General features: G+C 64.7%; 9 protein-coding genes. 6 read left to right on the top strand and 3 right to left on the bottom strand.

The features are described from left to right. Positions 1-20: 20 nt before the first annotated feature. Positions 21-497 carry an Lrp/AsnC family transcriptional regulator gene (locus PYV00_RS00505; RefSeq protein ID WP_275226571.1) on the bottom strand — a complete coding sequence of 159 codons (477 nt, stop codon included), beginning with the start codon at positions 495-497 and terminating at the stop codon, positions 21-23. 335 nt (positions 498-832) lie between these two features. Here PYV00_RS00505 and PYV00_RS00510 point away from each other — a divergent pair, with 335 nt between their 5' ends. Further along, the gene (locus PYV00_RS00510; protein WP_275226279.1) at positions 833-2,092 is read left to right on the top strand and encodes a thiamine pyrophosphate-dependent enzyme; all 1,260 of its coding nucleotides are present in this window, start codon (positions 833-835) and stop codon (positions 2,090-2,092) included. Positions 2,093-2,102: 10 nt separating this feature from the next. After that, complete coding sequence (locus PYV00_RS00515) at positions 2,103-3,107, top strand: alpha-ketoacid dehydrogenase subunit beta (protein WP_275226572.1); 1,005 nt, start codon at positions 2,103-2,105, stop codon at positions 3,105-3,107. A 43-nt stretch (positions 3,108-3,150) separates the two neighbouring features. On the opposite strand, the gene PYV00_RS00520 is transcribed toward PYV00_RS00515, so the two are convergent. Both PYV00_RS00520 and PYV00_RS00525 read right to left on the bottom strand, forming a co-directional pair. Beyond that, entirely contained in the window at positions 3,151-6,777 is a 3,627-nt protein-coding gene (locus tag PYV00_RS00520) for a hydantoinase B/oxoprolinase family protein (RefSeq protein WP_275226281.1), read from the bottom strand. A 10-nt stretch (positions 6,778-6,787) separates the two neighbouring features. After that, positions 6,788-7,681 carry an urea carboxylase-associated family protein gene (locus PYV00_RS00525; protein WP_275226282.1) on the bottom strand — a complete coding sequence of 298 codons (894 nt, stop codon included), beginning with the start codon at positions 7,679-7,681 and terminating at the stop codon, positions 6,788-6,790. A gap of 201 nt (positions 7,682-7,882) precedes the next feature. Between PYV00_RS00525 and PYV00_RS00530 the strand changes: the two genes are divergently transcribed. From PYV00_RS00530 to PYV00_RS00545, 4 genes are all read left to right on the top strand, one after another. After that, on the top strand, positions 7,883-8,845 hold the full coding sequence (locus PYV00_RS00530; RefSeq protein WP_275226573.1) for a LysR substrate-binding domain-containing protein: 963 nt from the start codon (positions 7,883-7,885) through the stop codon (positions 8,843-8,845). A gap of 591 nt (positions 8,846-9,436) precedes the next feature. Next, entirely contained in the window at positions 9,437-12,298 is a 2,862-nt protein-coding gene (locus tag PYV00_RS00535; protein WP_275226283.1) for a TonB-dependent receptor plug domain-containing protein, read from the top strand. Between the two features lie 196 nt (positions 12,299-12,494). Beyond that, a complete protein-coding gene (locus tag PYV00_RS00540) occupies positions 12,495-14,267 on the top strand; it encodes a CocE/NonD family hydrolase (protein ID WP_275226284.1) in 1,773 nt (590 codons plus the stop codon). A 75-nt stretch (positions 14,268-14,342) separates the two neighbouring features. After that, positions 14,343-15,659 (top strand): MFS transporter, encoded by a 1,317-nt coding sequence (locus PYV00_RS00545; RefSeq protein ID WP_275226285.1) that lies wholly within the window; start codon positions 14,343-14,345, stop codon positions 15,657-15,659. Positions 15,660-15,867: the final 208 nt, after the last annotated feature.

Consider the following 15,867-nt stretch of genomic DNA (forward strand, 5'->3'; position numbering starts at 1 on the left):
ACCATGCGCAGGCCGTCAGCTCAGCGCATGGTCTCCAGCGGGAGGCGCGTGGTGGACTTGATCTCCGAGAGCGCCACCATCGAGTTCACGTCCTGGATGCCGGGAAGCTTTGACAGCTTGTCGAAGAAGAACTGCTCATAGGCGTCGATATCCCTGGTGACGATCCGCAGCATGAAATCCGCCGAGCCCATCAGCACGTAGCAATCGAGCACTTCGGGAAATTGCCGGATCGCTTCGGAGAACTCCGAAAGATTGGATCGCCCCACCGCCGACAGCTTCACGAGCGCGAAGACATGGGTGTTCAGCCCGACCTTGCGCCGATCGAGCAGACTGACTTGCGCGCTGATGTAGCCTTCCTTCTTCAGGCGCTGCGTCCGTCGCCAGCACGGGGCTTCGGACAGCCCGATCTCCTTGGCGACCTCGGCATTCGAACGGGATGAATCGACCTGGAGGATCGCAAGGATGCGCTTCTCGTATTCGTCAAGCTCGGTGGGCATGAAGCTTTCCCATATGGCGTGATCCTGGAAAGAAGTGATCGGCATTTACCGGTGCGGTGAACGAGAGGGCAATTTCTTTCGCGCCCCGCATTCGGTTTGCCTTTTCCCGGAGCGACGTTTCGTCCGGCTGGCCGGCCCTCATCCCGAATCGGCCTGGGAGAGAGGGACGATGCATTCTCCATCGCCATCCGGTGAAGCAGCGCAATTCATTCCCAAAGAGCCCAACATTGGAAATATTTACCCCATAAAAACAAAAACCCCGCAAATCTGCGCAAATTTCTTTTGCCACGGCAATGCTAATCTGTCCCTGACTGGGGTTGCCGGGGATGAAGGGAATGCACGATACCGAAAGCGGGTCGCAGGCGTTGCGGCGCAACGATCCGGGGCTGCACATTCCCGAGCCGGCCTTCCGCCCCGGCGACCAGCCCGATTTCTCCGGGATCAGCCTGCCGCCCGCCGGCGCCGTGGCCCGGCCGTCCGTCGATATCGATCCGTCCGCCATCCGCGAGCTTGCCTTCTCGCTCATCAGGGTCCTCGACGAAGGCGGCCACGCGCGGGGGGAGTGGGATCCGCAACTGCCCGCCGATGTCCTGATCAGGGGCCTGCGCGCGATGATGCTCACGCGCGCCTACGATCAGCGCATGGTCCGGGTGCAGCGCCAGGGCAAGAGCAGCTTCTACATGAAATGCACCGGCGAGGAGGCGGTGGCCGTCGCGGCCGCCCTGGCGCTGCGCCGCGATGACATGTGCTTTCCCACCTATCGCCAGCAGGGCCTGCTGCTGGCGCGCGACTGGCCGCTGATCGACATGATGAACCAAGTCTATTCCAACAGCGGCGATCGCCTCAAGGGCCGGCAGATGCCGGTGTTCTATTCCAGCCGCGAGGCCGGCTTCTTTTCGATTTCCGGCAATCTGGGCACGCAATACAGCCAGGCCGTGGGCTGGGCCATGGCCTCGGCCGCCGATGGCGGCAGCCGCATCGCCGCCGCCTGGATCGGCGATGGCGCCACGGCGGAGGGCGACTTTCACTATGCGCTGACCTTCGCCAGCGTGTACCAGGCGCCGGTCGTCCTCAACATCGTCAACAACCAATGGGCGATCTCGTCGTTCGCGGGCATCGCCGGGGGCGAGCAATCCACGTTCGCCTCGCGCGGCATCGGCTTCGGGATACCCTCGCTCCGGGTCGACGGGAACGACTTCCTCGCCGTCTTCGCGGTCACGGCCTGGGCGGCCGAGCGGGCACGGGCCGGCCTGGGGCCGACGCTGATCGAGCTGTTCACCTATCGCGCCGACGGCCATTCGACTTCGGACGACCCGACCCGCTACCGGCCGACCACGGAGCCTTCGGCCTGGCCGCTCGGCGACCCGATCGAGCGGCTGCGCGATCACCTCGTCACACTGGGCGCCTGGTCGATCGAGCAGCATTCCACGCTGGAGCAGGAGCTGGCCGAAGCGGTCCGCGCCGCCGGCAAGGAAGCCGAAGCGCTCGGCACATTGAAAGACGGCCCACGCATTCCCGCCGCCAGCTTCTTCGAGCAGGTCTACAAGGACATGCCGCCGCATCTTGTCCGCCAGCTTCGCGAATCGGGGCTCTGACATGCCGGAAATGAGCATGATCGAGGCGATCAACAGCGCGATGGACGTGGCCCTGACGCAAGACCCGCAAGTGATGGTCTTCGGGCAGGACGTCGGTTATTTCGGCGGCGTATTTCGCGCCACCGAAGGGCTCCAGCGCCGGCATGGCCGGGATCGGGTGTTCGACGCGCCGATCTCCGAAGGCGGGATCGTGGCGGTGGCCGTGGGCATGGGCGCCTACGGCAAGCGTCCGGTCGTCGAGATCCAGTTCGCCGACTACATCTATCCGGCCACCGACCAGCTGATCTCGGAAGCGGCGCGGATGCGCTATCGGACCGCGGGCGAATGGTGGTCGCCGATCACCGTGCGCAGCCCTTACGGGGGCGGCATCTTCGGCGGGCAGACCCACAGCCAGAGCCCGGAAGGCATCTTCACCCATGTCGCCGGGCTGAAGACAGTGATCCCGTCCAATCCCTATGACGCCAAGGGACTGCTCGTCGCCGCGATCGAGGACGACGATCCGGTGCTCTTCTTCGAGCCGAAGCGCCTCTACAACGGCCCCTTCGATGGCCATCACGACCGTCCGGTGCGCAACTGGTCCGGGCATCCCGACGCGCAGGTCCCCCAGGGGCACTACCGGGTCGAACTGGGCAAGGCCCGGGTCATGCGCGAAGGCCGGGACGTGACCGTGCTTGCCTATGGGACGATGGTGCACGTCGCGCTCGCCGCCGCCGAGGAAACCGGAATCGATGCCGAGATCCTCGATCTGCGCACGCTCATCCCGCTCGATCTCGATGCCATCGTCCGCTCGGTCAAGCGCACCGGCCGCTGCGTCGTCGTCCACGAGGCGACCCGCACTTGCGGCTTCGGCGCGGAACTCTCGGCGCTGGTGCAGGAACATTGCTTCTTCCATCTGGAAGCCCCGGTCGAACGCGTCACCGGCTGGGACACGCCTTATCCCCACGCTTTTGAATGGGACTATTTCCCCGGCCCGGCCCGGCTGGCGGCGGCGCTGAGGAAATGCGTGGATACCTGATGCGCCGCCGGGTTCAGGACTTGTTGCTCATCGCGATCCGCCATCAACCATGCCTGCCCGTAGCCGCTCCAGCTTCTCCGTATCCCCCGCCGGACGGCGTTTCGATAACGATCGCCTCGCCTGCTTCCACCGATACTTGCGTGCAACTCGCAAGGGTCTCGATCGCGCCATCGCGGCGGACGCGAAGGTTCCTGCCGACCTCGCCGTCGCTGCCACCGCACAGGCCCCGCGCCGGCACGATGCGGCGGTTGGTCAGGAACGATGCCTCCATGGGCCGCAAGAAGCGCAGAACCCTGATGACGCCGTCTCCCCCTCGCCACCGGCCGTTTCCGCCCGAGCCCCGCCGGATCGCGAAGCGTTCGAGAACCACGGGATAGCGCTGCTCAAGCACTTCGGGGTCGGTCAGCCGCGTGTTCGTCATATGGGTATGCACGGCCGAGGCGCCGTCGAAGCCGGGGCCCGCGCCGGCCCCGCCGCAGATCGTCTCGTAATACTGGTATTCGCTGTCGCCGAAATTGAAGTTGTTCATCGTGCCCTGGGCGCCGGCGAGCGCACCCATGGCGGCAAACAGGCAATCGGTCACGGCCTGGCTCACCTCGACATTGCCGGCGACGACCGCCGCCGGATAGGCGGGCGAGAGCATCGATCGTTCGGGCAGGACGACGTGGAGCGGAACCATGCAGCCCGAGTTCATCGGAATGTCGGCATCGACCATGCAGCGGAAAGCATAGAGCACCGCCGCGTTGACCACTGGCCTGGGGGCGTTGAAGTTGTCGGGCTGCTGCGGGCTGGTGCCGGTAAAGTCGATCGTGGCCGAACGGTCGGCATGATCGACGACGATCCGGGCGGCGACCTTGCAGCCCTGGTCGAAGAAGACTTCCGCCGCGCCGTCCTGAAGCTTGCCGATCGCGCGGCGCACGGCTTCTTCCGCGAAGGCCCGGATATGGCCCATGTAGGCGAAAACCACCGGCAGGCCGAATTGGGCCACCATCGAGAGTAGCTCTTTCGCGCCGCGCTCGTTGGCGGCGATCTGGGCCTTGAGGTCGGCCAGGTTCTGCTCGGGGTTGCGGCAGGGATAGGGCCCGCCCGTGAGCGCGGCGCGGATTTCGGCTTCGAGCAGCCGGCCGTTGCTGACGAGCTTGACGTTGTCGAGGACGACGCCCTCCTCCTCGATGCGCGTCGCGCGCGGGGTCATGGAGCCGGGGGCGATGCCGCCGATGTCGGCATGGTGCCCGCGCGAGGCGACGAAGAACAGCAGCTCGCTGCCATCCTCGTCGAACACCGGCGTGACCACGGTGATATCGGGAAGGTGGGTGCCGCCGTTGTAGGGCGCATTGGTGACGAACACGTCCCCGGCGCCGATCCGGGGGTGCGCCGCGATGACGCTTTTGACCGAGCGATCCATCGAGCCCAGATGCACCGGCGTGTGCGGCGCGTTGGCGATGAGCTCGCCCGCGGCATCGAACACGGCGCAGGAGAAATCGAGCCGTTCCTTGATGTTGGTCGAGCGGGCGGTGTTCTGCAGCGCGTAGCCCATCTGCTCGGCGATCGACATGAAGAGGTTGTTGAACACCTCCAGCATGACCGGATCCGCCTCGAGCGACAGCTTCTCGGTATGTGCGGCGCTGCCGCCGCGCGTCAGCACGATATGACCATAAGGGTTGATCGCGGCCCGCCAGCCGGGCTCGATAACGATGGTGCTGGTCTGCTCCAGGATGATCGCGGGACCGGCGATGGCGTTGCCCGGCCCCAGGTCGGAGCGGCGGAAGACGGGCGTATCCCGCCACGCGCCGCCGGAATGGATGCGCGTGTGCTCGAACGGAGTGGCCTCGCCCGCCGCCGGCGGCGCTTCGCTTTCCAGATCCCGCGCACCGCCGCCGCGAACCTCGACATCGACGAGCGCGGCCACCAGCACCGCGCCTTCCATCACGAAATTGAAATGCTCGCGATGCGCCTGCGCGAAGGCCGCGCGGATGCTGGCCAGATCGGCGAGCGGCACCGCCAGCGCGCTGTCGGTGCCCCGGTAGCGCACATGCAGCGTGCGGGAGACTGTCACCGCGTCGCGCGCGATGCCCTGCGCTTCGATTTCGGCCCTCGCTTCCGCCTCCAGCCGGTCGGCCAGCCGCTCGATAGCGGCCACGCATTCCTCGTCCAGATCCCGCTCGATGCTCGCCTGGCGTCCGGCCTGGATGTCGGCCAGCCCCATCCCGTAAGCCGAAAGAAGGCCCGCGAACGGATGGAGGAGGATCGTCTTCATGCCCAGCGTGTCGGCGATCGCGCAGGCGTGCTGCGCGCCGGCGGCACCGAACGAGGCCAGGCAATAGCGCGTGACGTCATAGCCGCGCTGCACCGAAATCTTCTTGACCGCGTTGGCCATGTTTTCGACCGCGATCTTGAGGAACCCCTCGGCAACCTCTTCGGGGCTCTTGCCGACTGCGCTGGCGATCGCGGCGAATTTTTCGCGCACGATACCGGCATCGAGCCGCTGGTCCCGCCTCGGGCCGAAGATCGCCGGGAAATGCGCGGGCATGATCTTGCCCAGCATCACATTGGCGTCGGTGACTGTCAGCGGCCCGCCGCGACGATAGCTGGCCGGCCCCGGATTGGCGCCCGCCGATTCCGGCCCGACGCGGAAGCGCGCCCCGTCGAAGTGCAGGATCGAGCCGCCGCCCGCCGCCACGGTGTGAATCTTCAGCATCGGCGCGCGCATCCGCACGCCCGCCACCTCGGTCTCGAAATCGCGCTCGGGCGTGCCGGCGTAATGCATCACGTCGGTGGAGGTGCCACCCATGTCGAAACCGATGATCTTGCCGAAGCCGGCGATCCGGCTCGTCTCCGCCGCGCCGATCGCGCCGCCCGCCGGCCCGGAGAGGATGGCGTTCCGCCCCTGAAACAGGCGCGCGTCGGTCAGCCCGCCCGACGATGTCATGAACATCAGCCTGCAGCCGGTGCCTGCGGTGTCCAACTCCCCCTGGACCTGATCGACATAGCGGCGCAGGATCGGGGACAGGTAGGCATCGACCACGGTCGTGTCGCCGCGCCCGACGAACTTGATCAGCGAGGACACCTTGTGGCTCGGGGAGACCTGGCTGAAGCCCATCTCGCGGGCAATGTCGGCCACGCGCTGCTCATGCCCGGGATATTTGTAGCCGTGCATGAAGACGATGGCGACCGAACGGATGCCGGCGGCATGGGCGCTCGCCAGCGCCGCGCGGGCCGCTGCTTCGTCTAGCGGCGTTTCCTCGGTGCCGTCGTCGAGCAGGCGGCCGGGCACTTCGGCCACCCGCTCGTAGAGCAGCGCGGACTTAACGATATGGCGATCGAACAGCCGCGGGCGGGCCTGATACCCGATTTCGAGCGTGTCGCCGAAACCCAGGTTGGTGACGAGCAGCACGCGGCTGCCCTTGCGCTCAAGCAGGGCGTTGGTGGCAACGGTGGTCCCCATCTTTACAGCCGCGATGCGCTCGGCCGGAATCCGCGCGTTCGCGGCGATTCCCATCAGGTCGCGAATGCCCTGGATCGCCGCATCCCAGTATGCCTCGGGATTTTCCGACAGCAGCTTGTGCGACAGCAGCCGGCCCGTGGGCGTGCGCGCCACGATGTCGGTGAAGGTGCCGCCGCGATCGATCCAGAAATCCCACTTGCCCTCGGCGCCATCGGTATCGGACATGCTCGGCCCCTCAGCGCGCGCCTTCGGCCACCCGCCACGGGGGTTCCGTCCCATGGGTCCGGTCATAGCCGTTCAGCGCGGGCGCCTGCCATCCATCGGGCAGGGCACGGGGGCGGAAGACCTCGGCCTTCATCGGATAGCAACGCGCGATGTCCGAGGAATGCGTGGTGGAACAGTCACCGCCCGGACAGGCGGACATGCAGGCGAGGATGTCGATCTCGGCGAAGAACTCCAGGTAATCACCGGGGCGCACGGGGCTCGCCTTCATGAAATACTGGCCGGAGTCGCGGGTGAAGCCGGTGCACATGAACACATTCAGCACATCATGGACATAGGTTTCCGCCTCGTCCAGCGTCTTGCCGGTCCGTTGCGCCAGGGCGCGGGTGAGGTTCGAATGGCAGCAATGATGATACGTGCCGCCATCGCTCAGCAAGGCATGGGTATAGGGGTCACAGCGCGTGCCGATCACGTCGTGGACCCCGGCGCCGAACTCGTCGAAGCCGTACCAGTCCAGCGTGTCATGCGTGATCGTCGCCATCGGCCGCAGATAGGGCAGGCTGGAAAAGAGCTGATCGCCCGGGCCGACATGCGAGCCGAACAGCGCGCGCGTCTTGCCGGTGTAGAGCCGCTCGTCCAGATTGCCGAGGTTGAACAGGTTGAGATCGCCCACCTGCGAGCCTTCGGTGCATACGATGCGGCAGAAATGCCCCTGCGGCACTGTCCAGCAACCGGCCTCGCGCGGCGGGATCACCACGCTGTCCACCAGTGCCAGGTCATCGCGCACGGCCCGATAGGCCGCCAGCTCCAGCCGCTTCAGCCCTTCGGGCGGATAGGCGATGACCGGCTTGACGGCTTTGCGCGTACAAGCATCGGCCGGAGCATCCGTAATCGAAATTGATTTCATCTTTTTCCAGAACTTTATTTGAATTTCGCAAGTAAAATCAGGAAAGAGATGCTCCATCGCCGATTGATCGGGAATCCGCGACAGGCCCTCTTTCATAGGCAATTCGGTAAACGTCAAGTCGCTGCGCGCCGCTTTGAAGCGTTGCTCTGATTGATCCTTGACTCAGCGAACAACTGCGGTTTTGCTATCGCTTTGAACGACATGCAAATGACGATTTCTGGCCCTGATGTGAGGGATTCTTACAGCGTGATCACACTGCCTCCCCTGGGAGCCCTGCGGGCCATGGAAGCCGCCGCGCGCCACAGTAGTTTTTCCAAGGCCGCCGAAGAGCTGTGCGTTACGCATTCGGCGGTGAGCCACCAGATCAAATTGCTGGAATCATGGTTCGGCAAGGAACTGTTTATTCGCACCGGCAACGGGGTGATATCAACGCCCGCCTGTTCCGAATTCAGCAAGCTCGTCGGCGACTGTTTCGGCCTGATCTCCGAAGCCAGCAACAGGCTGCGCAGGCTGGGCAGCGCCAAGTCGGTGAGAGTGGCGGCGATCCCGTCCTTCGCGACGCGCTGGGTCATCCCCAGGATACCCACGTTCCAGAGGGAATTTCACGACATCGAACTGGAGGTCTGTTACGCGCCCCAGCACTTCAAGGGCGACCTTGCCGGCTTCGACGTGGTGATAACCTATTTCGACGGGAAGTATGTCGGCAACCTGCACAGCAAGGTGCTGTTTTCCGGCGCGCTCGCGCCCGTGTGCAGCCCGGGGTATCTTCAGGCGAACGGGTTCGTCGCGGATATCGCGACGCTCAATCAGGCGACGTTCCTGCACGATGAGGAGCGTTCGACCTGGATCGCCTGGCTCGCCGCGCAAGGCATGGCGCCGGGCAACGCCCAGGTCGGGACCGTGTTCGCCGACTTCAATCTGCTGAGCACCGCCGCCATCGCCGGGCACGGGGTGGCGCTTTGCCCCACCGATCTCATCCGCGAGGATCTGGACGCGGGCAACCTCACCCAGCTGTTCGCCGACGAGATATTCCTGGAGCGCAACTACATGCTGTTCCGGCAGGATGCGCCCACCACCGCCGCGCAGGAATTCTGCAACTGGCTGGTGGATGAAACCTCTTTCGCGAAAGCCGGCGATCGCAAGCAGCGCGTGGCGCGATCCTGACACGCGGGCCGGGATCGTGATCGTGCCGCCGCCGTCGACAGGCTGGCGCGCGTGAGAGCGAGATGAACCCCGCCCGTGATGCATTTGAACGGGCCGCTCGCCGACGACCCGCCGGACGGAACGCATGGCGAGAGTGCTTCACCATCGCGCATAACCCTGAATACTTTAGCAAAAACTCCGCGTCGTGATGCTGGCTGGCTTGTTTCTCTGCCGCCTGCTGAGCAAGATTGTTGCGTTGCCGGTGTTTAAGAAATTCACAGGACGATGAAAAATCGTCAGTTGCTTTGCAAACCGCTCAGTTACAGAAATATGAATAGCTGTAGAGACGTTGCGGTCCGGGGGCCGTGCGTAATCGGGAAGAAAACTTCGTTCTTCAGCTCGATGAAATACGCGAATTTGGGCGATACCCGCCATCGATTCCGTACATCGATCCTGACCTGCCAGAACAGATATCGGCAGATTAGGGTAACAAGGGAGGGGGGAAAAATCGACGGGTCCTAACCAATAAGAAAGAAATATTCCATGAGGCGCACACGATATTCTGCCCGGACGGCAAATCCACTCCCGCTGCACCGTGTTGTGACGACCTTGATGTCCGCAAGCGCGCTTTCGACGTTCGTCATCGCGAATGTCGCGGCTGCGGCCGAGCCCGAAGCGCCGGCGGACGACACGCCCGGCAAGGAAATCGTCGTGACCGGCACGCACGTCATCCGCGACGGGTACGAGGCGCCCACGCCGACGACGGTCGTCACGGTCGAGCAGTTTCAGCAGCAGACGTCGTCACAGGTCATCGATTTCCTGACGACGCTGCCCGCCTTCTCTGGCAACGTCACCCCATCGAATTCGACCGAGAGCATCGACAATGGAACCGCCGGCGTCAGTTCGGTCAACCTGCGCAATCTCGGCGCCACGCGCACCCTGGTCCTGATCGACGGCCAGCGCGCCGCGCCTTCGACCATCGACGGCCGGGTGGACATCGGCTCGATCCCGCAGCAGCTCATCCAGCGCATCGACGTCGTGACCGGAGGCGCTTCGGCGGCCTACGGTTCGGACGCGGTCGCCGGCGTCGTCAACTTCGTGCTCGATACCCGCTACACCGGGATCGGCGGCGAGTTCTCGGGCGGCATCACGAACTATGGCGAGAACGCCAACTACAACGCGTCGCTCACCGCCGGCACTGCGTTTGCCGGCGGCCGCGGCCATGTCATCGTTTCCGGCCAGGCCAGCCACCAGGAAGGCATCCCGATCGTGGATCGCCCGTGGAACGCGCACGGCCGCGTGTTCCTGACCAACCCGGCCTATGGAACCGGCCCGGGCCAGAGCCGCGACGTTCCGCAGCGCCTCCTGCTCGACGAGGTCGGCCCGGCGCGCGCCAGCAGGGGCGGCATCATCGTTTCGGGCCCGCTGAAGGGGATCGCCTTCGGCGAAGGCGGCACGCCGTATCAGTACAACTATGGCGATCTCGTTTCGGGCGACCTGATGCAGGGTGGCGAGTGGCGGGAGCAGAACTACAACCTCACCGATGGCAAGTCGCTCGAACCGAAGATGTCGATGCGCAACCTGTTCGCCCGGCTCAGCTACGACCTGACCGACTCGATCCATGTCTTCGGGCAGTGGGCCTGGTCCGACAATCGCTATTCGTCCAGGGCCTATGGCTATCAGGACAACGGCGGCATCACCGTGCCGGTGACGAACGCGTTCCTTGACGAGACCATCCGCGACCTGGCGATCGCCAACGACCTGACGACGCTGACGATGGGCTCGAGCAACCAGGACATGGGCTTTGTCCATACGGACAACAAGCGGGTCTCCAACCGCTTCGTCTTCGGCCTGAACGGAGATTTCGACGCGCTCGGCGCGAACTGGACGTGGAGTGCCTATTACCAGAAAGGCATCACCCGCAACACCGAGCGGTCGATCAACAACCGCGTCGAGGACAAGTTCGCCCAGGCCCTCGATTCGGTTCGCGATCCCGGGACCGGCGCGATCATCTGCCGTTCGACGCTCACCAATCCCAACGACGGCTGCGTCGCCTACAATCCGTTCGGCGTGAACGTGAACTCGCCGACTCAGCTCGATTACATCCTCGACGACGGCTACCGCTTCCAGAAGTTCACCCAGGATGTCGTCGCCGGATCGCTCCAGGGCGAGCCGTTCTCGACCTGGGCGGGCCCGGTTTCGATCGCGGCCGGCGTCGAGCACCGCGCCGAAAAATCGACCGGCCACAGCAGCGACCTGGACCTGCAGCGCGCGTTCTATGCCGGCAACTATCAACCGACCATCGGGGAATTCAAGGTCACCGAAGGCTTCCTCGAAACCGTCGTCCCGCTCGCGCGGGGCACCCGGTTCCTCGAAAGCCTCGATCTTAACGCCGCCGTCCGCGCGACCCAGTATTCCGATGCGGGCTATGTGACGACGTGGAAAGCGGGGCTCACCTGGACCCCGATTTCCGACCTGACCATCCGCGTGAGCCGTTCGCGCGACATTCGCGCGCCCAACATCTCCGAGGTGTTCAACGCCGGCACCTCCAGCCTGGGCACGGTCGTCGACAGTGCGCCCGGCCCGAATTTCGGCGCCACGGTCCAGGTCACCGGCATCAATCGCGGCAATCCCGATCTCACCCCGGAGAAGGCCGATACGACCGGCATCGGCGTGGTGTTCCGGCCCTCGTTCTTCCGGGGGTTCCAGGCTTCGGTCGATTACTGGAACATCGACATCAAGAACGTCATCGCCAACATTTCGACCCAGCAGATCGTCGACTTGTGTGTCCAAGGCAACGCGGACCTGTGCGCCGCGATCAATCCCGGCACGTCCGATGTCGGCCATCTCATCGCCGGTTCGCTGCACAACGTGATCAACCGCCAGCCGTTCAACCTCGCCCGGCAGAACGCACGCGGCATAGATTTCGAAGTCAGCTATGCGACGGCCGTTCCATCGGTCTTCAGCAGCTCCGGCGCGACCCTGCGAGTGCGCGGGCTGGCATCGCACTACATCAGGAACTACTTCGAATCGGGCGTGTCGGTGCCCACCGACTCCGCGGGCGAGAACGCCGGCAACGGTCCTCCCTCGTGGCGCTGGCAGGCCTCGGCGACATATGATGCCGAGCCGCTCAGCCTCACGCTCGCCGCGCGGGGCATCAGTGCGGGCAAGTACAACAACGCCTGGATCGAATGCGAGACGGGCTGCCCCGTCTCCGTCTCGCCGAACATCACGGTGAACAACAACCACATCCCCGGCGCGATCTATTTCGATTTCTCGGCCAGCTATGCGCTGCTCGCATCGGAAGATGGCCGGCGCAGCGCCGAAGTCTTCCTCAACATCAAGAACATCACCAACAAGGATCCGGCGATCGTCGGCCTGAGCGGCGTCTACCTCGAGGACTGGCAAACCAACCCGACGCTCTACGACGCGGAAGGGCGAGTGTTCCGGCTGGGCGTCCGCTTCCACCTGTGAGGGGGAACGGGCGATCCGCCTGAGACACGACGCCCCCCGTGGGGCTACGCTTCCCGAACGGCTTCACATGCACCCGTTCAGGAAGCGCGCGGCAATAATAACGGAGACACGGCACATGCGGGAAGACGGACGGTTTAGACTGTGGCTGCGACGCCACCTGCGCGGCATCGGCACGGCGTGCGCGCTTGCCCTGGCAATGCTCACGGCGACGGCGGGCCACGCGGCGGACTACACCGAAGCCGATGTGGTGCGCGATATCGCCTATGTTCCGATGAAGGATGGCACGCGCATCGCCTATGTCTCCTATCGCCCCAAGACCGGCCGGCATCCCACCGTCTTCGCCTATTCCCCCTACAATGGGAACTCGACATCGTTCGAGACCGCCAAGGCGTTTCTCGATGCCGGCTACGCCTATGTCGGGGCCAATTTCCCGGGCACCGGCTGCTCGGAAGGGGTCATCGGGCACTGGGTGGACGGCTTCGATGCCAAGGAAGGAATCTATGGGGCCGAAGTGGTCGAATGGATCGCCCGGCAATCCTGGAGCAATGGCAATGTCGGGATGATCGGCAACTCGTCGCTCGGCACGTTGCAGTTCTGGGTCGCGTCGCACCGGCCTCCGCACCTCAGGGCCCTGGTGGCGAGCGGGGTCGAGGATGGCTACGAATATTGGCTCTCGCCAGGCGGAATGCTGCAGATCGAATCGACCGCGGGATACGTGATCCACACCGAGAACGTGACCCAGGCCCGCGGCGCGCAATGGCGCATCAGCCGGGGCGACAAGGAATGCGCCGCGATCCGTGGCAGCGACCGGCAAACCCTCGCCTATGCGTTCTTCGATGAGGTGCGAAAGCATCCGCTCAAGGATGCATGGTGGGATGCGGCCAACCTCGCCACCAAGGACGTTGCCGGCAAGGTCGCGGTTCCCACGATGATCATCGCCATGGAGCAGGACAACTATGGGGGCGCCGCCCGCGAGAGCGCCCGCCTGTTTTCCCGGCTGATGCCGAACGTGAAGAACAAGCGGCTCGTCCTGATGAACGGCAATCACGGCAACGGCGGGCCGGGCGGCTACAGCCTGGCCGACAACGAGCGGATGCGCTTCCTTGAGCGCTGGCTGAAAGGCGTGAAGAACGGGATCGAGAACGAGCCGCCGGTAGCGGTCTATTGGGAAGTCCAGGAACCCGACGGCGATCCCCGGAAGTCGGTCGCGGGGTGGACGACGGCGCACGCCGCCTGGCCTGCTCCCGAAGTCGAACGGCAGACCTTCTATCTCACCGCCGACGCCGCGCTCTCGCCCGACAAGCCGGCGGCCAGCGCGGAGGATGGCGCCCGCGCGTATCTCTACCCGATCGGAACGGAGCTCGTCGGCGGCAATACCCAGTTTGCGCTCGTGCCCAATGAAAGCGGCGTGCTGAACTATCGGACGGCGCCGATGACCGCGGACATGACGCTGCTCGGAAACCCGGAAGTCACCTTGTACCTCAGCATCGACAATGGCGACGATACCGACGTCGCGCTCACCCTGAAGGACGTCGATCCCGACGGCAACGTGCTGTTCCTCCAGTCCGGCCTGCTGCGCGCCTCGCTGCGCGCGATCGACAAGGAGCAAAGCTACGCCGACGAGGTGGTGCCCTTCTATAACCAGAGCGAGATGCTGGAACCGGGCAAGATCTATGAGATACGCCTGTCCCTGCTCTCACCGATCGCGCATGTGGTGAGGCAGGGGCACCGCCTGGAACTGACGGTGGCGGCGCCCAACCCCATTCCGCACCCCAACATCGCCAGCATTCCCGCCGGCGCGCCGTCGATCAACCGGGTCTATCATTCGGAAAAGTACCCGTCGCGCATCCTGCTGCCGGTCATCCCCGGCGCGCTTGCCAAGGCGCCGCCGCCGCCATGCGGCACGCTGCGCAGCCAGGCTTGCCGGAAGGAGACGAAGTTCGAGCCTGGCGGCTTGCCCATGCGGTAGCTGCCATCCGCTCGAGCGTGTCAAATGCCCGTCAGGCTTTGCCCTGTCCGATTTTTGAGGAACAGAGTCCGCCCCATGCTCAAGTCCAGTCCATCCGGTACGGAAGTCGCCTTGCGGAAGAAGCAGCGACGGGCGCTGGCCGCGGCGGGGATGGGGACCGTCGTCGAATTCTTCGACTACGCGTCCTATTCCTATCTGGCGACCACGATCGCCAGCGTGTTCTTTCCGCAAGCCGACAAGACGGCGGCCCTGATCCAGACGTTCGCGATCTTTGCGCTGTCGTTTGCCATGCGCCCGATCGGCGGACTGTTCTGGGGGCATTACGGAGACCGCATCGGCCGCAGGAAGAGCCTGATATTGACCATCGCCGGGATGGGGATGGCCACACTGGCGATCGGCATTCTGCCGGGATACGCCACGATCGGCATCGGCGCGCCGCTTCTCCTGGTCATCATCCGGCTGCTGCAGAGCTTCTTCACCGCCGGACAGTATTCGGGCGCCGCCGTGCTGGTGGGCGAGTTCGCCCCGCCGCGGAAGCGCGGCCGTTACGTAAGCGTGGTGCCGCTCGGCAGCGCGACCGGCTTCATGCTGGCATCGGCGCTGACGAGCTGGCTGCATGGCGCGCTCGGCGTCGATGACATGCTCGCGTGGGGCTGGCGACTGCCGTTCCTGGTGGGCGGCATACTGACGCTGATCGCCCTGGGAATACGCCAGAGCCTGGAAGAGACGCCGGACTTCGCGCAGCTGCAGGAAGCGCACGCTGTTTCCGAAGCGCCGATAAAGACGCTGATGGCGCGGCACTGGCGGGTTATTGTCGCACTGCTGATGGTGATCTCGGTCAACCACGCCGGCTATTACATCATCCTCTCCTACATGGCGACGTACTTCGAGGTGCAGATGGACATGCCCTCGGCGCAGGCCGGAGCGATCACGACGATCGCCCTGATCGCCTATCTGCCTCTGCTGTATGTATTTTCCGCGGCTTCGGACAGATTTGGCCGGCGGCCGATATTGCTCGCCGGCTCGGTCCTGCTGCTGCTGTTCAGCTATCCCCTGTTCCTGGCCCTGCCGCATGGAGGGTTCGCGGTCGCCCTTGTCGTCCAGCTTCTGATGGCGACGTTCCTGGCCCTCAACGATTCGACCTTCGGCGCCTTCTTCATCGAGGCTTTCCCCACCGACATCCGCTACAGCGGATTTGCCCTCCCCTTCAACATCGGCGCCGCCTTGTTCGGGGGCGCGTCCCCGCTGTTTGCCGAATGGCTCATCGGACTTACCGGAAACGAGCTTGTTCCGGCATTCATCATGATGGGCGTGGCCGCGTTGAGCTTGCCGGCCCTCCTCACATCGCGTGAAACCGCCCCACGCCTCGTGCATCCGGCCCGCGCCGGCTGACGCATCGCATCGGTGTAACGCCCTTCGGAAGCCGCATTCCGCTTCCGCGCGTGTGGGATCGTCCACAACTGGGCGGATTGTGCTGAAAAACCCGTGCTTGCAGTCCTGATCCGGTTCACCGCAGGCAGGTGAAGTCGATAGGATGACGCCCGCGACAATGCGGTGATCTGCTTCCGCGCCAGTCGTATTGGCCGCTATCGCGCATATG

Origin of the sequence: Novosphingobium album (ex Liu et al. 2023), from assembly GCF_029076845.1 — a bacterium.
Taxonomy (GTDB): Bacteria; Pseudomonadota; Alphaproteobacteria; order Sphingomonadales; family Sphingomonadaceae; genus Novosphingobium.